The 21,589-nt window shown below is 39.5% G+C and carries 24 protein-coding genes; 14 read left to right on the plus strand and 10 right to left on the minus strand.

Features of this window, described 5'->3' with window-relative positions:
- Window positions 1-3: 3 nt before the first annotated feature.
- On the plus strand, window positions 4-438 hold the full coding sequence (locus ABX891_RS19860; protein ID WP_333298475.1) for a GNAT family N-acetyltransferase: 435 nt from the start codon (window positions 4-6) through the stop codon (window positions 436-438).
- A 2-nt stretch (window positions 439-440) separates the two neighbouring features.
- Here ABX891_RS19860 and ABX891_RS19865 read toward each other — a convergent pair whose 3' ends face one another.
- Complete coding sequence (locus ABX891_RS19865; protein WP_096794333.1) at window positions 441-1,076, minus strand: trimeric intracellular cation channel family protein; 636 nt, start codon at window positions 1,074-1,076, stop codon at window positions 441-443.
- 710 nt (window positions 1,077-1,786) lie between these two features.
- On the opposite strand from ABX891_RS19865, the gene xdhA reads away from it, so the two are divergent.
- From xdhA to puuE, 8 genes are read left to right on the plus strand one after another with little or no spacing between them, the layout of a single operon-like run.
- The gene (gene xdhA, locus ABX891_RS19870) at window positions 1,787-3,286 is read left to right on the plus strand and encodes a xanthine dehydrogenase small subunit (RefSeq protein ID WP_354630472.1); all 1,500 of its coding nucleotides are present in this window, start codon (window positions 1,787-1,789) and stop codon (window positions 3,284-3,286) included.
- Entirely contained in the window at window positions 3,273-5,612 is a 2,340-nt protein-coding gene (xdhB, locus tag ABX891_RS19875; protein WP_354630473.1) for a xanthine dehydrogenase molybdopterin binding subunit, read from the plus strand. The genes xdhA and xdhB overlap by 14 nt, the downstream gene beginning before the upstream one ends.
- Window positions 5,605-6,495, plus strand: a complete 891-nt coding sequence (gene xdhC / locus ABX891_RS19880) for a xanthine dehydrogenase accessory protein XdhC (RefSeq protein ID WP_354630474.1) — start codon at window positions 5,605-5,607, stop codon at window positions 6,493-6,495. Before xdhB ends, xdhC begins: the two co-directional genes overlap by 8 nt.
- Window positions 6,492-6,992 (plus strand): 2-oxo-4-hydroxy-4-carboxy-5-ureidoimidazoline decarboxylase, encoded by a 501-nt coding sequence (gene uraD, locus ABX891_RS19885; RefSeq protein ID WP_309169344.1) that lies wholly within the window; start codon window positions 6,492-6,494, stop codon window positions 6,990-6,992. The genes xdhC and uraD overlap by 4 nt, the downstream gene beginning before the upstream one ends.
- Window positions 6,989-7,339, plus strand: coding sequence for a hydroxyisourate hydrolase (gene uraH, locus ABX891_RS19890; protein WP_354630475.1), 351 nt, complete (start codon window positions 6,989-6,991; stop codon window positions 7,337-7,339). Before uraD ends, uraH begins: the two co-directional genes overlap by 4 nt.
- A gap of 2 nt (window positions 7,340-7,341) precedes the next feature.
- A complete protein-coding gene (guaD, locus tag ABX891_RS19895) occupies window positions 7,342-8,706 on the plus strand; it encodes a guanine deaminase (protein WP_354630476.1) in 1,365 nt (454 codons plus the stop codon).
- Between the two features lie 5 nt (window positions 8,707-8,711).
- Complete coding sequence (locus ABX891_RS19900; protein ID WP_354630477.1) at window positions 8,712-9,923, plus strand: urate hydroxylase PuuD; 1,212 nt, start codon at window positions 8,712-8,714, stop codon at window positions 9,921-9,923.
- Between the two features lies 1 nt (window position 9,924).
- Window positions 9,925-10,857, plus strand: coding sequence for an allantoinase PuuE (puuE, locus tag ABX891_RS19905; protein ID WP_354630478.1), 933 nt, complete (start codon window positions 9,925-9,927; stop codon window positions 10,855-10,857).
- An 82-nt stretch (window positions 10,858-10,939) separates the two neighbouring features.
- Here puuE and ABX891_RS19910 read toward each other — a convergent pair whose 3' ends face one another.
- The 6 genes from ABX891_RS19910 to ABX891_RS19935 all read right to left on the minus strand — a co-directional run bounded on the left by ABX891_RS19910 (window position 10,940) and on the right by ABX891_RS19935 (window position 15,769).
- Window positions 10,940-11,629, minus strand: coding sequence for a response regulator transcription factor (locus ABX891_RS19910; protein ID WP_354630479.1), 690 nt, complete (start codon window positions 11,627-11,629; stop codon window positions 10,940-10,942).
- Between the two features lie 249 nt (window positions 11,630-11,878).
- Complete coding sequence (locus ABX891_RS19915; protein ID WP_039486600.1) at window positions 11,879-12,400, minus strand: hypothetical protein; 522 nt, start codon at window positions 12,398-12,400, stop codon at window positions 11,879-11,881.
- Between the two features lie 56 nt (window positions 12,401-12,456).
- Window positions 12,457-13,995 carry an EAL domain-containing protein gene (locus tag ABX891_RS19920; RefSeq protein WP_354630480.1) on the minus strand — a complete coding sequence of 513 codons (1,539 nt, stop codon included), beginning with the start codon at window positions 13,993-13,995 and terminating at the stop codon, window positions 12,457-12,459.
- A gap of 78 nt (window positions 13,996-14,073) precedes the next feature.
- Window positions 14,074-14,709 (minus strand): SGNH/GDSL hydrolase family protein, encoded by a 636-nt coding sequence (locus ABX891_RS19925; RefSeq protein WP_354630512.1) that lies wholly within the window; start codon window positions 14,707-14,709, stop codon window positions 14,074-14,076.
- 8 nt (window positions 14,710-14,717) lie between these two features.
- A complete protein-coding gene (locus ABX891_RS19930; RefSeq protein ID WP_354630481.1) occupies window positions 14,718-15,230 on the minus strand; it encodes a DsrE family protein in 513 nt (170 codons plus the stop codon).
- Between the two features lie 65 nt (window positions 15,231-15,295).
- Complete coding sequence (locus ABX891_RS19935; protein WP_354630482.1) at window positions 15,296-15,769, minus strand: flavodoxin family protein; 474 nt, start codon at window positions 15,767-15,769, stop codon at window positions 15,296-15,298.
- Between the two features lie 77 nt (window positions 15,770-15,846).
- Here ABX891_RS19935 and soxR point away from each other — a divergent pair, with 77 nt between their 5' ends.
- From soxR to ABX891_RS19950, 3 genes are all read left to right on the plus strand, one after another.
- Window positions 15,847-16,329, plus strand: coding sequence for a redox-sensitive transcriptional activator SoxR (gene soxR, locus ABX891_RS19940; RefSeq protein WP_354630483.1), 483 nt, complete (start codon window positions 15,847-15,849; stop codon window positions 16,327-16,329).
- A gap of 421 nt (window positions 16,330-16,750) precedes the next feature.
- Window positions 16,751-17,365, plus strand: a complete 615-nt coding sequence (locus ABX891_RS19945; RefSeq protein ID WP_354630484.1) for a hypothetical protein — start codon at window positions 16,751-16,753, stop codon at window positions 17,363-17,365.
- A 16-nt stretch (window positions 17,366-17,381) separates the two neighbouring features.
- Window positions 17,382-18,467 (plus strand): rhomboid family intramembrane serine protease, encoded by a 1,086-nt coding sequence (locus tag ABX891_RS19950; RefSeq protein WP_354630485.1) that lies wholly within the window; start codon window positions 17,382-17,384, stop codon window positions 18,465-18,467.
- A gap of 213 nt (window positions 18,468-18,680) precedes the next feature.
- Here the strand turns inward: ABX891_RS19950 and ABX891_RS19955 are convergent, their stop codons facing one another.
- Window positions 18,681-19,199 (minus strand): DUF6795 domain-containing protein, encoded by a 519-nt coding sequence (locus tag ABX891_RS19955; RefSeq protein ID WP_029751869.1) that lies wholly within the window; start codon window positions 19,197-19,199, stop codon window positions 18,681-18,683.
- Window positions 19,200-19,224: 25 nt separating this feature from the next.
- On the minus strand, window positions 19,225-19,608 hold the full coding sequence (locus ABX891_RS19960) for a DUF1294 domain-containing protein (RefSeq protein WP_024605276.1): 384 nt from the start codon (window positions 19,606-19,608) through the stop codon (window positions 19,225-19,227).
- A gap of 51 nt (window positions 19,609-19,659) precedes the next feature.
- Here ABX891_RS19960 and ABX891_RS19965 point away from each other — a divergent pair, with 51 nt between their 5' ends.
- Window positions 19,660-20,190: a hypothetical protein gene (locus ABX891_RS19965; protein WP_024605275.1), complete on the plus strand. Its 531-nt coding sequence runs from the start codon at window positions 19,660-19,662 to the stop codon at window positions 20,188-20,190.
- A gap of 62 nt (window positions 20,191-20,252) precedes the next feature.
- On the opposite strand, the gene ABX891_RS19970 is transcribed toward ABX891_RS19965, so the two are convergent.
- Window positions 20,253-20,795, minus strand: a complete 543-nt coding sequence (locus tag ABX891_RS19970) for a carboxymuconolactone decarboxylase family protein (RefSeq protein ID WP_024605274.1) — start codon at window positions 20,793-20,795, stop codon at window positions 20,253-20,255.
- 112 nt (window positions 20,796-20,907) lie between these two features.
- On the opposite strand from ABX891_RS19970, the gene ABX891_RS19975 reads away from it, so the two are divergent.
- Window positions 20,908-21,495, plus strand: a complete 588-nt coding sequence (locus tag ABX891_RS19975; RefSeq protein WP_354630486.1) for a TetR/AcrR family transcriptional regulator — start codon at window positions 20,908-20,910, stop codon at window positions 21,493-21,495.
- Window positions 21,496-21,589 lie beyond the last annotated feature (94 nt).

Raw genomic sequence — 21,589 nt, forward strand, 5'->3', positions numbered from 1 at the left:
ACTATGGTTTTTAAATTTATAAAGGCAGCATATTCAGACCGAGACTACTTATTAAGCCTCAGAAAACTGACTATGATTGAACACTTAGAAAATGCCGGGTTATTTTTAACAGATCAACAGCATGTTTTAAGGCTTAATGATCAATATGACTGCTCCCATCTTATAGTTATAAATGAGGTACCAATTGGTACTTTAAAATACCAAACACACGCTCAACACGTTGAGATAATGCAATTACAAATACATCCATTGCACCAAAACAAAGGGTATGGGAAAGCGGTTATTGAACAAGTTATTACAAATGCGCAGTCAAAACCCATTAAACTCACAGTGCTTAAAAACAACCCAGCATTAGGACTTTATAAGCGGCTGGGTTTTACTATAACGGATGAGGATAATTACGAGTACCACATGCAAACGCGGGCTATTCGTAGCTAAAATTAGTCGCTTTGATCTCTGAAGTCTTTTTTTCTGAAGATAGTTAAATGCCAACCCCAATGCAAAGAGCCTAATCTTAAAAAGATAGTCGTGAAAAATGATCCTAAAATACACCAAATGTAATCTACATTAAGGCTAAATAAAGCGGCATAAACTGCACCACCCGCTAAACATGCAGAGGCGTAAGGTTCGCTGCGCATAACAGTTGGTACCTCACGGCAAATTACGTCACGTATTAAACCACCAAATATACCTGTAGTGATACCCATGGTAATTGCGACCACCATGCCTGATCCATTAATGAGTGCTTTTTCTATCCCCATAATATTAAATAGCGCCATACCCACAGCGTCTACCAATAAAAAGTAGTAGTTATTAACGCGCGGTAAGTATCGAATAAATGCAATTGTTGCTATAACGGCCCCGTAGGTCGAATATAGATACTGTGGGGTAGCAATCCAAAATACCGGTTTGTTTAAAAGTATATCTCTGAGGGTACCGCCTCCTAATGCTGTAACGGTTGCAACCACTACTACGCCAAAGCCACTAATGTTTTTTTCATACCCAAGCAATGCCCCTGCAACAGCAAAAAATGCAACACCGAGTAACCCTAGTACCATAAAGTATTCAGCAGTCATGGTAATTCCTTTTTAAAGTTTATTAGGAGTTGTATCAACTTACGTGCCAAAAAAACACCTCTCAAAAGTTGAATTAACTTTGAAAAATACATTTAAAAACAACGCTGTAATTCACACTGAATGCAGTTTGAGGTTAGGTTTTATGAAAAGTAATATTTGAGAAGGTAATTATTTTAAAAGTAGGTATTTTTTACACGTTGTTTATAAGTAGGCCCATAAATTAAGCTAGCGCTATTTATCCACTCAAAATAAGCAAGATAGCCTACAAAAATTGACTCAAAGATTAATAGGCTAATACCTATCCAACTTGCAAAGTTACATAAAAAATAACGCTGACACCTACCCTAATTTTTCATTGTTGATTGGTATTATACGGCCATTAAAAAAACATGTCCCTTTGGTCAGGTTTAACCACACCACAAAGCATTTTCATTAACGTGCTTTTACCAGCCCTATTTTCCCCTTTAGATTTAAATAATAAAAGCATTCGCTTCACCGTGCCTTATTTTTAAGGCTACTCCGTTATTACCTATACCTCGACAATTTAACCCAACCGCCCTTAACTGACCAAGCGGTCAACAATGGCATAGTAACTGCAATAAGCTAATTAAAGATTAAAAAGTATTTTTGTTACCCGTGCGCAAACAACAAGAAAAAACATACGCCAAGCCTTTATGTATCAGGGCTTTATAAAAATTAAGGGGGTCTGTGTGATTCAATTTTTATTAAATAACACGCCAATTGAAGTACAAGAATGCTCGCCAAGTCTCACCATTTTGGACTGGCTACGCACCAAAAAAGGGAAAGTGGGCACCAAAGAAGGGTGTGCAACTGGCGACTGTGGCGCGTGCACAATTTTAGTGGGTGAAGAGCGTATAAATGCAAACGGGCAAACTAGTTGGCAATACAAAACAATGAACAGCTGTTTATTGTTATTAGGTAATGCGCATGCAAAACATATAGTAACGGTAGAGGCTGTTACTACTGGTTTATACCCAAACTTAACCGATTTACACCCCGTACAACGTGCACTCGTTGAGTGCCATGGTTCGCAATGTGGTTTTTGCACGCCCGGTATAATAATGAGTTTGTTGGCTCTTTATATTAATGAACCAACGTACCCTGGTAAAAAAACGGTTATTCATGCACTTGGCGGTAACTTATGCCGTTGTACAGGTTATAGCCCTATATTACTTGCAGCCGAAAAAGCCTATAGCTATGAACGTAAAGCTGAACCGTACTCAGCAATGGCCGCTCAATTTAAAGCATCACTTAATACGCAATATGATGACGATATTCCATTTTTAAAAAATGGTCCTCGCAAATTTTACTTACCACAAACGGCCCAGCAACTTGTTGAGCTAAAAGCGCTTTATCCTTATGCACATTTAGTTGCTGGTGGCACCGACTTTGCCATTGAGCTTAGCCAAAACATGCTCTTACCAGATGTAATTATCGCCCTTAGCCAAGTAAAGGAGCTTTGCACCTTAGCAGATAATAACGGTGAGCTACACATTGGTGCAGCGCTACCTTATAGCCAATTTGTTGAGGCATTTTATAACCATTACCCAGAGTCAAAAGAGCTATTTGAACGCTTAGGATCAAGCCAAGTACGTAACAGCGGCACACTAGGTGGCAGCATAGGGAATGCCTCTCCGATTGGCGATCCCGCTCCACTTTTAATCGCTCTTAATGCATCAATGGATTTATTAAGCAGCGCTGGTTCGCGCACTATTAAAGTTGCCGACTACTTTATTGATTACAAAAAAACAGTTCTTAAAAGCGATGAAGTAATTAGTAAGTTCACCATCCCAAAGCGCCCAGAGTCGCTAAAACTGGCCTGTCATAAAATATCAAAACGCTTTGAAGACGATATATCTACCGTGTGTTTGGTGCTTGCTATAGAGCATTCACAAAACATGATTACTCAAGCCCGCTGCGCTATGGGCGGTATGGCAGCTATTCCTAAGCGCGCGCAGCATATTGAGCAAAAGCTGGTATCTCAATCATTACAAGTAAGTAGTTTTATAGACGCAGCAACGGCTATTAACGATGACTTTACGCCCATGAGCGATGTAAGAAGCAGTGCGCATTACCGCACTACGGTAAGCAAAAACTTATTACAACGCATTGGTATTGAGTTTTGTGAGCCGCAAGCACGCAACAATAACAACATTGCCATTACGAGGATCTCACATGCGTCACTTTGAAATGGATAAACTAAAAGCCCAAGGTGGTAGCGTTGGGCAATCTAAATATCACGAAAGCGCTATTAAACAAGTTTGTGGCAGTGCAAATTTTGCCGACGATAACCCTGAGCCTTACGGCTGCCTGCATGCCTACCCAGTGCTCGCCCCTGTTACAAGCGGCTTTATTAAATCAATTGATACAAGTCTCACACTGGCAGTTGAAGGAGTTAAACGTATTTTATCGGCCGAAGATGCTCCGGGTAAATTAGATATTGGCCCGGTATTTCCAGGTGATGTACTGCTGACCAGTCATGAAATTCAATACCACGGACAACCTGTGTTGGTAGTAGTTGCCGACACCTATGAAATAGCGCGCCGCGCTGCACGTTTGGTGGTTATAGGGTGCGAGCAAACTACTCCAATACTTGATATTAAAGAAGCCATTAGCAAAGAGCATTGGGTAAGGCCGCCGCATTCACTTAACCGTGGTAACAGCGAAAACGCCATTAATAACGCAGCCCACCAGCTTAAAGGCGAAATAAGCATAGGCGGGCAAGAGCACTTTTATTTAGAAGGCCAAATAGCGCTGGCGCAACCTGATAACGACGGGGGCATTCATGTTCAGTGCTCAACGCAACACCCTACTGAGGTGCAGCACTTAGTTGCTAAAATTTTAAAAAAGCCATTTAGCTTTGTAAACGTAGAAACCCGCCGTATGGGCGGTGCTTTTGGCGGAAAAGAAACCCAAGGCGCACCATGGGCATGCCTTGCAGCCCTTGCGGTTTACCACCTTGGCTGCGCAGTAAAAATTCGCCTAGCCCGTAGCGACGATTTTAAATTAACCGGTAAACGCCACCCGTTTTATAATCACTATCATGTTGGTTTTGACGAAAATGGTTTAATAGAAGGTGCCGACATTACCGTAAACGGATTTTGTGGCTACTCGCCTGATTTATCGGATGCAATTGTAGACCGCGCCATGTTTCATGCCGATAACGCCTACTACTACCCAGCCGCCACAATTAAGGGTAATCGCTGTAAAGTGAATACCGTAAGCCATACCGCATTTAGAGGATTTGGTGGCCCGCAAGGCATGATTATGGGCGAGCTAATAATGGACGATATAGCAGCTAAATTAGGTAAAGATCCGCTTGAGATCCGAAAACTCAATTTATATAAAAAAGGCCGCGATACCACGCCGTACCATCAAACCGTAGAGCAACATATTTTAATAGATATGATTGCTCAACTTGAGCAGTCGGGTGACTACTGGGCACGTAAAGAGGCTATTAAAGCATTTAACGTATCGTCACCTATTATAAAAAAAGGCCTTGCAATGACGCCGGTTAAATACGGTATTTCGTTTACCGTACAACACTTAAACCAAGCTGGTGCATTAGTACATGTATATAGCGATGGCTCTATACATTTAAACCACGGCGGCACCGAAATGGGCCAAGGGCTAAACACCAAAATTGCGCAAATTGTAGCCCATGGTTTTGGGGTCGATTTTAACGCGGTAAGTATTAGCGCTACGCGTACCGACAAAGTACCAAACACTTCGCCAACAGCGGCCTCAAGCGGTACCGACTTAAACGGTATGGCGGCGCTAAATGCAGTAAACACAATAAAAGAGCGCTTAATAAACTTTATTACCGAGCACTTTGAAGTAGACAGCCAAAGTATTACATTTAAAGATAACCTCATTACTTTTAGTAAAGGGGAAATTAGCTTTAGCGAACTTGCAAACCTTGCTTACATGAACCGTATATCGCTTTCATCAACGGGTTATTACGCCACACCAAAAATTCATTACGATAGAGCTAAAGGCGAAGGCCGCCCATTTTTTTACTACGCACACGGCGTAGCACTGAGTGAAGTAGAAGTAGATACGCTTACGGGCGAAAACACAGTAACCCGCGTTGACATACTGCACGATGTAGGTAGTTCAATTAATCCAGCACTTGATATAGGGCAAATTGAAGGCGCCTTTGTACAAGGTATGGGCTGGCTAACAACCGAAGACTTACAATGGAATGATAAAGGCCAGCTTGCAAGCTTTGGCCCAGCCAACTACAAAATACCAGCCATTGGCGATACCCCGGCCGAATTTAACGTCAATCTTTATAACTCAGCAAATCCAGAAACCACCGTATTTAGATCAAAAGCCGTAGGCGAGCCGCCATTTATGTTGGCCTTTAGTGTATGGAGCGCTATTCGTAATGCAATAAGCAGTGTGGCTGATTACAAATACACAGCCCCACTGGATACACCCGCAACCCCAGAGCGAGTATTGAGTGCAATTGAGCAAACCGCTAGTTGGTTTAAGGAGCATCAACATGACTAATTTAAATGAGTCGTTTCAGGGTTTTCATACTCAAAACTGGGCGCAGGCTATAAACGAGCACGAACAAAGCGGCACTAATTATGTAATTGCCACGGTACTTGGCACCAATGGCTCAACCCCACGTGGTACAGGCTCAAAAATGGTAATAAGCGGCGAGCATATTTACGACACCCTTGGCGGTGGCCACCTTGAATACGTAGTAATAGAAAAAGCTCGCGAACTACTTTCCAAAGGCGAAGCCTCCCAAGTAATTGAGCAATTTAACCTAGGTGCAAATTTAGGCCAGTGCTGCGGCGGGGCTGCCACCGTTATGCTTGAATGCATGCAATGCAAGCGCTTTACCTTAGACATTTATGGCGCAGGCCACGTAGCACAGGCGCTTATTGGTATATTGGCACAACTACCTATGCGCATACGCTGGATAGATAGCCGCGCCGATGTATTCCCACAGGCTATTCCAAATAACGTAGTAAAAGTGGTTGATGAAGAACCAACAGAGCAAGTAAAACGTGCGCCTAAAGCTAACAATTACTTAATATTAACCCATAACCACCAGCTCGACTTTGCACTCACCCAAGCCATTATTAAACGCGCCGATGCCAATTGGCTTGGTGTAATTGGCTCTGACACTAAAGCCAAACGCTTTAAGCAGCGCCTAGCACATCGCGATTTTACAGCCGTTCAAATACAGCAAATGACCTGCCCTGTTGGGCTTAATAACATTACGGGCAAATTACCAATGGAAGTGGCTATTTCGATTAGTGGACAGCTAATTGGCCTTTATCAGGCTATGCAAACCCAAGCGAAAAAACGCCAAGGCTTGCAATGGCGCACACTAAAAAATGCATTAATTAGCACCACGCAGGAGGAAGTAGACGCATGAGCAGTTTACAAATAAATTCGCTAAATGATGCACAAGTAAAACAAGCACTTGAGCATTGCTGCGCGGCCCCTAACTGGGTGGCGGGCATGGTAAAAGCAATGCCATTTAAAAGTGCTCAGCAGCTGTTTGAATGCGCACAAAGCACATGGGATAACCTTGGCGAAAGCGACTATTTAGCTGCCTTTGAAGGCCACCCGCAAATAGGCGACTTATCAACCCTTAGCAAAAAATACGCTGCTACCGCACAAAAAGCGGGGCATGAGCAATCGGGTATGAGCAAAGCAAACGAAGCCGTACTTACCAAAATGATTGCCCTCAATAAAGAGTACCTGAACAAGTTTGGCTTTATTTTTATTGTGTGCGCCACCGGTAAAACGGCCGAACAAATGCTCGAACTCATAGAGCAGCGCATACACAACACCCGCAGTACAGAGCTAAATATAGCCGCGGGCGAACAAGCCAAAATAACAAAAATAAGATTGGAGTCACTGCTATGAATAAAGGTATGAGCAAAAGCCCTATAACCACCCACATACTTGATACCAGCACCGGAAAACCAGCAGCAAACGTTGCTGTTAAGCTATTTAAACTTACAAATAACGAATGGGTACAACTAACCCAAGGCAAAACAGATTCCGATGGGCGTATTACCGACTGGCTAAATACAGAAGTAGAATTTGCAACTTATAAGCTAGTATTTGATTTAGATAGTTATTACCAAAACCAACCTACCCCTGCGTTTTACCCAGAGGCGCAAATAACGTTTAGATTACAAGATACTAAACATCATCATATCCCATTGTTGCTTAGCCCGTTTGGCTACTCTACATACAGAGGTAGCTAATAATGAGCACGCAAAACAATAATAACTTAACAGTAGTTTGTGCCGATATACTCGACTTTATTGACGACCCTGCCATTGCTGGCGAAAGCGCCCATCGTTTTTTTGAAAAAGGCGCATTAGTTATCAAGCACGGCAAAGTAGTTAAACTTGGTTACGAGCAAGACATATTACCTACGCTTGATAAATCAGCGCGTGTTATCCGCCACGATGGCAAACTGGTTATGCCTGGTATGATTGACACCCACATACACTTACCACAAACCGAAATGGTGGGGGCGTACGGCGAGCAACTGCTAAGTTGGCTAACCGAGTATGCGTTTCCGACAGAGAAAAAATTCACGTGTAAGCATTATTCAAAAGAGATCTCTAATCGCTTTTTAGACGAGCTGCTGCGTAATGGCACAACCACTGCCCTTGTATTTGGCACTGTGCATCCGCAATCGGTTGATGCGTTTTTTAAAGAATCACAAAAACGCAATTTACGCATGATTGCCGGTAAAGTAATGATGGATCGTAACTGCCCTGACGACTTATCTGATTGCGCGCAAACAAGCTATGACGAATCTAAAGCCCTCATCGAAAAATGGCACAATGTTGATAGGTTAAGCTACGCAGTTACACCACGCTTTGCTCCTACATCAACCCCTGAGCAACTTCAAAAATGTACTCAGTTGCTTGAAGAATACCCAGACACCTACCTGCATACACACTTATCTGAAAACAAAGACGAGTGCGAATGGGTAAAAGGGCTATTTCCAGAGTTTGATGATTACTTAGGCGTGTACGAGCAAGCAAAAATGGTACGTAAACGCTCAGTATTTGCCCATAGTATTCATTTATCTGAGCGCGAGCTATGCTGCCTTGCAGATAACAATGCGGCAATATCGCACTGCCCTACCTCAAACCTATTTTTAGGATCAGGACTTTTAAATTTAAAAGCCTGTGAAGAGCACGGTATAAACGTAGGCATGGGTACCGATGTAGGCGCAGGAACAAGCTTTTCTATGTTACAAACAGGTAACGAAGCGTACAAAATTCAGCAATTACAAGGTCAAAAGTTTTCAGCATTTAAAGGGTTGTATTTAGCAACACTCGGCGGTGCTAGAGCGCTCGATTTAGAAGGGACAATTGGTAATTTTGAAGCCGGTTGTGAAGCCGATTTTATTGTAATGGATTGTTCAGCAACCCCATTTTTAAAATTTAGAATACAGCATGCCAAAACCCTACATGAAAAACTGTTTGCAATGATGATGTTAGGCGACGACCGCTGCGTTGAGCAAACCTACATTATGGGTAAAAGTGTGTATAAGCGCGATGATAACAATCAATTTTCAGACACCCGCTCACCGGTATTAGAAGAGGCTTAACCGTTATGGAAAACTATTTATTTGAGCTTGCTCATTTAGTACTGCGTTATTTTCATGTTATTGCTGGTATAGCCTGGATTGGCGCTTCATTTTATTTTGCATGGCTTGATAACAACCTACAAACACCACCGCAGTGGAAAATAGATAAAGGCATAAAAGGCGATTTATGGGCCGTTCACGGTGGTGGCTTTTACGAAGTGGCTAAGTATCAAAATGGCCCTGAACAAATGCCTCACACCCTGCATTGGTTTAAGTGGGAAGCCTACACAACGTGGATCACCGGTATATTACTATTTAGCTTACTTTATTATGTTGGCGCCGATGTGTATTTAATTGATAACAGCAAAAGTGAGCTAAGTAAATTTGCCGCTATTGGCGCATCACTTGGTTTTATTGGCTTAGGCTATGGTGTTTATCGTTTATTGTGTAAAACCCCACTGGTCGAAAACGGCAAAGTGTTTATTGCTGTAGTTATTGGTTTATTAGCTCTGTGGACTTTTGGGGTTGATCAATTATTTAGCGACCGCGCTGTGTATATTCATGTAGGTGCACTTATAGGCACGTGTATGGTGGGTAATGTGTATCACATTATTATGTCAGGCCAACGCTACATGGTAAGTGAAGTAGAAGCTGGTAGAATCCCTGATTCAGCGCCAGGTTTAAAGGCAAAGCTGTGTTCTATTCATAATAACTACGCCACATTACCTGTAGTATTTATTATGCTTAGCAATCACTTTCCTTACACGTATAGCCACAACTTTGGCTGGCTTATTTTAATTGCGCTGTTTGGTATTGGTATGTGGATACGCCATTACTTTAATTTAAAGCATCAAGGCGTTAATAAGCCCTCAGTACTTGTAAGCAGTATTGCAGCTTTTTTTGTCCTTATGCTAGCCATAGCCCCTTGGCCTAGTACACCAACAAATGCAGGCGAAAGCGCGCCTTTACAAGCAAGTATTACCGACGCACAAGCGTGGGATATAATTAGCAAACACTGTACACAGTGCCACAGCGAAACACCTACCTCTGAGCTTTTTCAAACCGCGCCGCTAGGCTTTAAACTCGACTCTATTAGAGATGTAAAAAAATCCAGCACGCTTATTCATACTCGCGCGGTTATAACCAAAGATATGCCACTGGCCAATATGACCAAAATGACAGACACAGAGCGCGAAACGCTCGGGTCTTGGCTCACAGCACTTAAAAAGGAGCAATAAAATGAGCGAGCAATTTAAAAACTACCCGCGCGATTTAATTGGTTATGGCTCACAAGTACCCCATGCAAATTGGCCTAATAAAGCCCGCATTGCTGTACAAGTGGTATTAAATTACGAAGAAGGCGGTGAAAACAGTGTATTACATGGTGATGCAGCGGCCGAAACATTTTTATCTGAAATAGTCTGTGCCCCGCATGTAGAAGACCGCCATATAAGCATGGAGTCCATTTACGAATATGGCTCCCGAGCGGGGGTATGGCGTTTACTTAAACTCTTTAAAAAATACGATATACCGGTCACCATTTTTGCTGTGGCAATGGCCTTTGAGCGCCATCCCGATGTAGCTAAAGCTTTTGTTGATGCAGAGCACGAAATAGCAAGCCATGGCCTGCGCTGGATTAATTATCAACATATAGATAAGCAAACCGAGCGCGAGCACATGCAAAAGGCCATTGAGATCATTCAAACGCTTACCGGTAAAAAGCCCAAAGGCTGGTACACAGGGCGCACAAGCCCTAACACAGCAGCCCTTGTGGTAGAAAATGGCTCGTTTTTATATGATGCCGACGATTACAGCGACGACCTACCTTTTTACAGTATTAAAGAAGGTAAACCACAGTTAATAGTGCCCTACACGCTTGATGTAAACGACATGCGCTTTGCTGCCGTGCAGGGTTTTAATGCCGGCGATCAGTTTTATAATTATTTAAAAGATGCCTTTGATACGCTTTATGAAGAAGGTGACCCAGAAGGTGAAAACACCCCAAAAATGATGTCGATAGGTTTGCATTGCCGCTTAATTGGCAGACCAGGAAGAATAAAAGCATTAGCACGGTTTTTAGAATATGCTCGCTCGCACGATCAGGTTTGGTTTGCCACGCGTGAGCAAATAGCCGAGCACTGGCTTAAAACCCATCCGTATAAAAAAGCATAGTTTATATTTTTTTAAAACATAAAAAAGCCCAGCAATGCTGGGCTTAAAGTCACTTTAGGAGTAGTGAAATTTATTCAAAAAACTATTTCCCCATTGGCAGCAAAACAGATATGTAACGCTGCGCCCAATTAGCAAGCTCCACCCTGTTGCGTGAGCTAGTTTTTTTAAACGCACTGGATAAATGTGTTTTTACAGTGTGGTCGCTAATGTTAAGTTTATCAGCGATTGTATTGTTACTTGCACCCTGTGCAATTAAATGAATAACAGACTTTTCCCGCTTTGTTAAATGCTCGTAATAGTCCTGCTTTAATTCAATGTCGCCGTGTAGATTATTAAATGACGTTGCCACGGCTAAAATGTCGTTAAAAGCTTTTGAAATTACTTTACGCGTAAACCAAAGCTCGCCAGTATCAACACGAATTAACCCTTTAAAAATATCTTCTGGCGCATCTGATTTATAAAAAACACCATTAAAATGGTTAAGCAATAAGTTTTGCTCGCACACATCTTCTTTATCAACATTAAAGATAACAACGCTATAGTGTTTAGCTAAACAAATAAGGTCTGCGGGAATGAGATCTTGCCATTTACTTTTAGCACCATCTATTAAAAATAAATCATAATTTGCACGCAACTCTATTTTAGGCAAAACATCATCCATTTTAATATCACCAAACAGGGCTTGTAGTGTCCTTAAAATAGTGGCGTAGTTATGTAAATGAAAAGAGGATTGAAATGTTGTTTTTACAAATACCGAGTTTTTATGGGGCATAAATTTCGTCCTTGAAACATTTACACTACATTACCTAAACCAAATACAACTTACAATGAGATTTTGGTATTAAAATAAAGTTATCGCTTCTCACCCTAAAACAGATAAAAACCTATTAAATCAATATATAACCTACATTGCCTTTGTTTTTACAATTGCTTTTGTAAGATAAATAACAGATCGGATTAGTAGTTTAGTAATTCTTAAAACCTTAAATATACATTGTCGTAAACTAAGCTTTAGGGGTAATTATTCTATTGTCTCTTTTAATTTATTTAACGCATCAACCGAAAAACCTCGATCATAAAAGTATAAAATTTCGCCGCTGCTATTTATAAGTACCACACGAGAGTTATTTGGGCTTTGATTACCTGTAAACTTTTGAACTGTCTCGCCATCTTTATAAATAGTGATTACCCCACCCCATAATTCTTTAGGGATGCCTTTGCGCATACCGCTGTCTATAAATGTGCTAAACATACGTGGTGCCATGCCGGCAATGGTTGGTAGTTCGTATGTAGGGAGCGTTACGCCCGCCATATCTAAACCAATTAACCAACGGTCTATATCAAACTGGCTGTCTTGCTTGTACCCAATGAGCAGTAGTGTTTTATCTGCTTTAAAATCACTAGGTATAGTCACCATACTTTGCTCTAAGCTTTCGCCACTAATGCTTGGAAACTGCTTACCTGTTAATTGCTGGTTTGGGTACTGTGTAGTACATGCGCTAAGTAGTAAAAGTGCAAAAGCACTTAATGTTAATTTGATCATAATAAACCTAATATTTATAAATTTCATACCGATACGTTTAGTATGGCAGCTGAGATCTAAAAATGCTGACTAGTTATATAATTTTTAAATTTAGACGCAGTCATGGGCTTACCGTACTTCCAGCCTTGTCCGTAATGCACACCCGCTGTTTTTAAAATGGCCTCTTGCTCAGTGGTTTCAATTCCTTCTGCTACACAGGTATAATTAAACTTATGCACAAGTTCCATAATATTTGGGATCATAGAGGCTTTTAAGCCCTCAGTTGCTATATCTTGAACAAACGTACGGTCAATTTTAAGTTGATGAAAACTCAAATTTTGTAAGTTTCTTAAATTCGAATAACCCGTACCAAAGTCATCTAATGATAAGTTAAATCCCGATTCAACCAAGGTTCTAAAATGAGCATGCGCGATGCTTGTATCAAGGTATTCGTCTTCAGTTATCTCTAAACAAATAATAAAGCGTGAATTGGTAAGCTCTGTAATTTGTGGTAACAACAATACGTTACCCAGCTCTACATCACACGGAAATATATTAAGCGACACTTTAAAGCCTTCAGGCAATACCTCTATAGAAGTTAACTCTTTGATTGTGGTGGCAATCATGGCCTCAGTAAAAGTCCAGGTTAAATTGTTTTTTCTAATAACCGGAATAAACTCATCTGGAAATAAAACACCGTACTTATCTTCAAAACGGGCAAGTACCTCGCAACCAATCAGCTTGCCACTTTGCAAACAAATAATAGGCTGGTAAGTCCAATAAAATGATCCCTTTTTGAGTCCTTTACGAGTACGCTGATTAATAGAGCGACGAGCAGCAATTCTTGCATTTACCATTAGCGCACTCGATACACCAGCTAAGCAGGTTAAAATTAAGGAGATGATTAATAAAAAGTGGTTATTAGAAAAGAACTGACTCCAAGGCAAATGCACTGCTGCGCAGTAGTTCTCATTTTCAGTACTACAAGCAACACCCGTTTCATACGGTAAATAGCTGTCGCCACTTATTTTACTATAAGTGCCTTTTGTACCTGCTAAATGATGCAGTTCCTCGGAGTCTCTATATACAACTTCCCAATTTTTGGACCCAATACTCGCAGAGTTGAATGCCTTTGACTCCATGATCAGGTTAAAATTACCTTGGCGAACGATTACCACCTCCATAGGACGTCCGGTAAATAATAATAAATACAACTGCGGCTCAAAACGTACACGTACATCCTCATCTTTACGGATATAGTCAGGCTCAAGGTCGTTTATAACACTGCTTAGCAAACCAGCCCCAGTTGTACACATTAACTGGTTACCAATAAAAAAACCGATATCAATCACATATTGTGAATCAAATAAAGCACGCCGCATTTCAAGCAATGTAGTTTCATTGCACTGCTTGAAACCAAACTTATTAAGAGGTGTAAGCACACTGCGACGCTCTAATACAGCAGAGTCAACATGTTTAAGAATGTGTTTAGTATCGGCATTGATTTGAGTAGTGAGTTCTTGCGCTGCAAAATAGAGCAAAATGAGACAGCCAGTTATAAAAACTAACACCCCTGTTAGAACGGCTATAATCGATTTTTTTTGGTACTTTTCCATAGCATCCTGAGATTGTTAATTTATATCACTAATTTATTAGATGATTGCATAAGTCGCATTAAATTCACACAGATAGATTCAACAATTATTGAGTGAGTTTTGAACCAATTGCGCTATTTTAAAGCCTATTGCCAAATGTTGGTTATCATCAAAATGAATCCCATCACCATCTGTTATGTTAATAAACGAATTAAAATCAATAAAAGCACACTTATTATTAGCTGCAACGCTTTTAAATGCACTAGAGAGCTCTGTTACTTTTGTATCAGCCTCTTCATAAATACGTGAATACTGCCCGGTAATTCTTATTTTAGGTGGGCTAGCAATAATAATCTTAGGGGATTTTAAAGTACTACCTTGCTGATAATAAAAGTGTATTGAGTTAATTAAATCATTCAAGCCATCTGCTATTAAACTAGGTGTTAAATTAAAACGTTTTTTAAGATCGTTTGTACCAAGAGCTATAATAATAAAGTCGAGATCATGCTTATCCAAATAAGGTTTTAAATAGCTAACACCATTGAGCACACCGTCAAACGGGGGATTATGCACTAAAGTGCGATTAGGTTGCCCTGCCTCTATTACGTTAAAGCCAAACCCTAAGTGTTTATTTAAAAGTGATGTCCAACGGGTATTTTCATCAAAACGTTTACCCGTTACAGGGTTTAAGCCCCATGTGTTTGAATCCCCAAAGCAGAGAATGTTTTTTATTATTTGAGTCATTAAAATGGATTGAGCGTATAGCCTTGTTGTTGAAGTTGTGCGTGAGCGGTCATAGCTGAAAGCGACATCTTTACACCCTCAATTAAAAGCGCTGGCGTTACTTTAAAGTGAGTAGCAGATTGCCCGCAAACATACACTTTAGTGTTGTTTGCTAGTAGCTGCTCAATTAACGCTCGATTTTTATTGTCAGCGTTAAAGCGTTTTTTATATTCGCTATTAGCTAACACATCAACACTTGCGCTGCCGTGCACAACTAATGCAAGTTGTATGTTTTCAGGCTTTACGCCATGCGCCACATGCATGTTAATAAAACGCGCTAGCGAATTTATTGAATTATTTTGCGCGCCTTTTTCAGCGCCACCAGCAACATCAAATGCTATTTTAAATACCGTAGCGTCATTAATTTCATCATGCTCGGGTACATTGTAATAATTACCATACCCCTTAATTGGTTGCTCTGTAGCATATATTAAAGGGCTAAAAAGCAGCACTAACAATAGTAAATATTTCATAAAACAGTCCTGTGTTTTTTAAGATTATTACTAAAATACCAGAGACAACCAAAAAAGGCTGCAATTTAAGCAACCTTTTGGGTACTTTTATGGCTGTGGTTAATAAACTGCATACCTAAATAACTAAACGTATTTTTAAACTGCTCTACAAAACAGGCGGGGGCTTCACTTGATGACGCATTAGAAAGCACTGAAAAATGCTTACTACGTAAACTACGAAGCTTAGGTTTTAATACTTCATCGTCCATATAATCGGTTATTCTATCGATAAATAATTTCATTTGTACCGTGGTGCTGTACCAATAAACAGGAGACGCAAACACCCAATGATCATATTTTAAAAGTGCTTCAAACACAGCGTAAAAATCATCATTTTTATAGTTTTTGTTATAGCAATACGGCGCAATTTTATAATCATCTAAGCATATTACACGCACATTATTTTGCTCTGCAAATCCATTAACGTGCGCCTGTGTATTACCATTTTTGCGTGCGCTTGAATAAATAATAACAGTGCTACGCTCAAGTTTTTGTTGCATTTAGTTTGCTCCTTTTTTAATGTTGAAAGAAGCTTAAAACCTCAAGTTATATTGAGGTCAAACGGAAATTAAAAATAATGCCAATAGATCAAAAAAAACTAACAGAGGCCAACTTAACCGTGGGTTATGTAGCAAAGCGTAGCGGCGTAAAAGTATCAACCCTGCATTTTTATGAAACCAAAGGACTAATACGTAGCTGGCGAAATGGCGGCAATCAACGCCGCTATAAAAAAGATGTACTGCGCCGTATAGCGGTAATAAAAGCCGCACAAGCAATGGGAATAACCCTTGATGAAATTAAACAAACACTGGCCACATTGCCTGATCAGCGCACACCCACACAAAAAGACTGGACAGCCCTTTCAAGACAATGGCAAGCTCAGCTGGACGAGCGAATAGCGTATATGCAGCGCCTGCGAGATAAGGTAGACAGCTGTATAGGATGTGGCTGTTTATCACTGAAAAGCTGCCCTATTTATAATAAAGACGACCATTTAGGCAAAACACAAAACGGTGCAGTATTTTTAAATTCAAAGGTTGAAAGTATTTTTCAAGAATGACCTTTGTTATATATATTTAAAATCAAAACTACTTAGCCATAACATAGTATTATCAATTTTATATATACCAATATACTTACCTCATGAGCAAAACATAGCTTTTCTAGCACAGTATTCTTATTTGCTTTAACTGTTAAATGAGGGAGAGCCATGGCTGCTTGTTTTATTTTTAATCACAAAGTAATCAATTGAAACCTTTAACGGTTTTGATATGGGGATTTTAGTAGTTGTGCACTTAAAGTATAATTACTAAAGATTCATTACCCACTCTCCTTAGGAAATGAGTAAAGTTTACGTCTGCATGTACATGCAGGTCGAAACGTAAAAAAGTATATTCAATACGGATAGTAGCATTGCAACTGGTTAATTTTTAAGTATTCTTGTGCGCTTAAAAAGGAAGCAATATTCAAAGAGCAAGCTGTTGGAACCAACTAATCCCACCCCTGACAACAATACAAAACCACCTGTAGTTACTCAGAAACTCACTCAAGCCCTTAAAACGGTCGATCATAAAGAGCTCAAAAGTACTGGTTTTTGGTTAAATCAATTTTTTATGGTTATTTCTACCGTATTTGGTGTTTATTTGGCTGCTCAAAGCGGTTTAGAACAAGCGCTTAAGTTCGATTCATTTAGCAAAATGGAAGATAACTACTATTTGCGTACATCGCTCTATGACGAAGTTAATGATAACGCAAATACGGTAGCTAAGTATGCAGAACGCTTAGCGAAGAGCCCGCCAAAATCAGAAATGGAATTTTTTAAACCCACACTTGAGCAGTACATATGGAAAACCATGCAGTTTTCGCCTACTACGCTTGAAATACCAAGTGAATTTTTGACTAAAATACGTCGGTTTTATTCTCGAGCTGATTTTATCATTAATGCCGCAATAGAAAGAAAAATGTCTGCTAAGCAGGCTTCTATCGAATTAGCAAAAATAACAGACTCAATTAAAACTCAAACGCTACCCGCACTAAAAAATAGCGCTAAACCATTAAAAATGGAATTACAGCAGAATGACATTTCTGTTGGTTAGTTAAAGGAGCTAGAAAATGCCAACTAAGAGCTGCCCACATTGTAAAGACCATCCATTAGAAGTAACCAATTATCAAGGCGAAGAAATAGATATTTGCTGTGAATGCGGTGGCTTATGGTTCGAAAAAAATGAAGTAAATCGGATGATTTCCGAAATAAATGAAGGCCCTGAAGGTGATAAATTTGAAACTCACTTTGGTGAACTATTAGGAATTTCTGAGCTTGACTGCCCTGATTGTAAAAAAAGCTTGGAACGTTTTCACTTACTTGAGGCTTTTCATACCGAAATAGATGTTTGTAGACACTGCGATGGCACATGGATTGATAAAGATGAGCTTGAAAGTATTGAAAATAGCCCTGAAATAAAAGCGAGTTTAGGCGAGCTAAATCAAAAAGTAAGTTGGAAAACTTACTTGTTCCAATTTTTAACGCAAATGCCTGTTGAATATAATATTCAGCCACAAAAGACCCCCTGGGTAACTCGCGGTCTTATTGTCTTAAACACACTGATTTTTGCACTTTACTTTTTAAACCCGAGCTCATTTAGCTACGTCATTGATAACTTTGCCATGACACCTGCAGATTTAAGTAAAGGTAATGAGCTATGGACTGTATTAACTTGCGTATTTTTACATGGTTCAATAATGCATTTAGTTGGCAATATGTACTTTTTATACATCGTTGGCGATAACTTAGAAGACGTGTTAGGTCATAAACGCTTTTTGTTGTGGTATTTAGTCTGTGGACTTCTAGCATCGTTTGCAAGCTACATTGTAAGCCCAATGTCTACAATTCCAGGTGTGGGCGCAAGTGGCGCTATAGCCGGTTTATTTGGCATGTATTTAATGTGGTTCAGACACGCAAGCCTTACTTTTATGTTTGTAATTTATCAGAAGAAACTTTCTGCGGTATGTTTTTTTGCTATTTGGTTAGGATTTAACATTTTTGGTGCAGTAACAGGCCCTGATGGCATTGATTATGGTGCGCATATTGGGGGCTTTATAGCTGGACTAATTATTGGTTATATTTTGAAAAGTAAAATATTAGAGCAAAACCCTATAATTCGTTTACTAAACCAAAAAGAAGCACAGTTAAAACGTTAATCGTCATATTAAAGCCACTAATAGATGAACATTAGTGGCTTTATAAAACTTCTCACTAATTTCTATAACTTATACCAATCCGCAATAATACTTAATCATTTTGCGGGGCTAAACGTGTCGCTACCTGCGTTAAAAAATTCTCATTTAGAACAACTAAATAGCGAATTTTTTGCCTAGCTATCAACACGTTTTTCCGCCCTCAAAATAGACCACTTAATTAAGCGAATTGGTATTACAACGCGTATAGACTGTATAAAATTGACCCGTATTTTTTATCGGTATATCGTACGTTCTAGCCTCTTCACTAAGTTCGCATTCAAAGTTATTTAATATATCAGACATCAGTGCTTGCTCTTCGGTGAACTGTATTGTGGTATACCACAAGATTGAATCTTCATCTTTTTTGTTTTCAATATAAATACTCTGTAGCAAAGAGCTATTAAAAAACATGTTTGAAGGCTTTGAACTGCGTATTGTTTTATTATCGAAATAAAAGTAACCATTGTTATCACTTATAGCTTCATCAATATAAGTATCACCGTAAATCAGCTCTCTTGTTACTTTAACGCCCTGTTGGGGTTCACCATTATTTAATAGTCTGCCTTTTACAGGCAACGATAACGTAACGTCTTGTTTATTAAAGAACCCAAACATGTCTGCACATCCTTGCATTGGTATTAATAAAAATAAAATAAGCGTTAAAGTCACGCCAGCCGATCTTGTATTGGTCATAAAAAGTCCTTTTCCTATTTATACTTTAACCTAACAATAAATCTGGAAAATAAATAGCGACAATACTGCATCCTACATTAATTAAAATACATAACCACAACACAATAATAAAACGTCGCTTTTGCGATTTATGACGAAGTAATTGTTGAGCAAGTAATGCTCCCGGCCATCCTCCAAATAATGCAAGTAGTTGCAATGTACGCTCTGGCGTGCGGTTTACTTTTGTATGTGAAGAACGCTTAGATTGTCGCTTATCCCATGCGTACATTAAAAAAGTTATAGCACTTAATACACTTATATAACCAGGTACATATATCGGTATATAAACAGGTAAGTATTGCAGTGGGTAAGCTAACCAAATGGCAGCTAAATAAAGCAATGAGAACGTGATTAATATTTTCTTTATCAATTAATTATCACCTATACTTGGCATTGGTATTACAAAAACAAGAGCCAAATTATGACATATTTTAAAGCGATATTCTTAGTCTTATGCTTATTAACATTTAGTAGCTATGCATCCGATACATCCACCAACCTTGATAAAGAACTTGCCGTATTTAAGCCCTATTTAGGTACTTGGCAGGCTGACTTTGAAGTACCTGAAGGTGCTAAAAAAATACAAGATGTTGGCCGTTGGGAGCGTGCTTTAAACGGTAAAGCGATACATACCAAGCACTCTATTAATGAAGGTGAGTATGGCGGCGAGTCGATGATTTTTTACGACAGTAAAAAAGAGTCTTTGGTATTTTACTACTTCACTACCGCTGGATTTTACACAAAAGGCACTATGAAAGTACTCAGCCCTACTCAATTTGTAGCCTATGAAGACGTAACTGGTAGCCAAGATGGTATTACAAAGGTTAAATCGATGAGTGAACTAAAAGACGATAAGTTTCTTGTATCGACCTCTTATTTAAAAAAGGGTGAGTGGACAAAGTCCGAACAACGTATTTATACACGCAGTACAAAATCGGTTAAATTTAAATAGCCGCGATTTATAAACACAAAAAAGGCAGCCTAGGCTGCCTTTTGTCATTTATAAAACCGTATTTATTTTACGTATTTTTTAAATGGCGCGTCTACTGGTGTATCAGCAAGGTGATTAGTGTAGTTGCTCATTACTTTTTGAGACAAGCCTACAATAATTTCAAGTAGCTGTTGCTTAGCGTAACCTGCTGCAAAGAATTTTTCGATTTGCTCATCGCTGATCACGCCACGTTCACGTGTCATTGCGAGTGTAGTTTCACGAAGAGTTTCTAGCTTAGGGTTTTCAAGTGGTGTTTTGTTTACAAGTGCATCAACAACACCTTGGTCAACTTTCATTGCCGCTGCAATACCACTGTGTGCAGGAACACAGTAATGACATGCGTGCTCAACGTTAATTGATTGCCATACTACTGTTAGTTCTTCTGCATTGAATGATGTTTTTTGAAAAAGCTCATGCAGTACTTGGTAACCTTTAAGTAATCTTGGTGCTTCAGCCATTACTGCATGTAAGTTAGGAAGCATACCAAATGCTGCTACTGAATCAGCTAGTAACGGTTTTGCTTCTTCTGGTGCGTTTTCTTGAGTGTATAAAGTAAATTCGGCCATGGTTAGCTCCTAATAATTAATAGTTTTAAGTAACTTCGAGACACATAGCATTTGATTTTGAGCGACCGTTCAAGTTAAAATTGAGCAAATGTTCAAATTGATTGAGAATGATATGGCTAATAAGGTTAAATTTGAACGCGATAATGTAGTTCGCGTTGCTAGCCAGCTATTTTGGCAAAAAGGTTTTCATGCAACCTCAACGCGTGACTTACAAGAAGCCGTTAATATGCGCCCGGGTAGTATTTACTCTGCGTTTGGCTCTAAAGAAGGTCTATATTGCGAATCGCTGAAAGATTACACCGTACAAATGAAAACCCAAATAGAAGGGTTTTTATCAAATGCCGATACAGTACTTGGTGGATTACGTGCGTTTGTTGAAAACGTGGTAATTAAAACAAAAGATTGCAGTCCAAGCGCTATTTGTATGCTAGTTAAAGCAAACAGCGAGTTTGCAGAAAAAGATTCAAACCTGTATGAACTAAGCTTAGATTTAACGGCTCAATTTGAAGCTTATTTAACGCAATTATTTACCCAAGCAATAAACAAAGGTGAGTTAAGTAACACGTTGACCGCTATTGAATATGCGCGCTTTTTTCAAGTGCAATTTACAGGTTTACGCGGTTATTTTAATCGTCCTAATGTAGAGCAATTTGCTGAGCCAATGATCAACCAAATGTTTATGTTGATTAAAAAGTTATAAATAGCAGTTATCGAGCATTCTCAACAAGTTATATTTATTCTACTAAATAAAATGGCCAGTATTAACTGGCCATTTTTTTGTGCTTAAAGCTTAA

It is taken from the genome of Pseudoalteromonas sp. NCIMB 1079, from assembly GCF_040567695.1.
GTDB lineage: Bacteria > Pseudomonadota > Gammaproteobacteria > Enterobacterales > Alteromonadaceae > Pseudoalteromonas > Pseudoalteromonas distincta.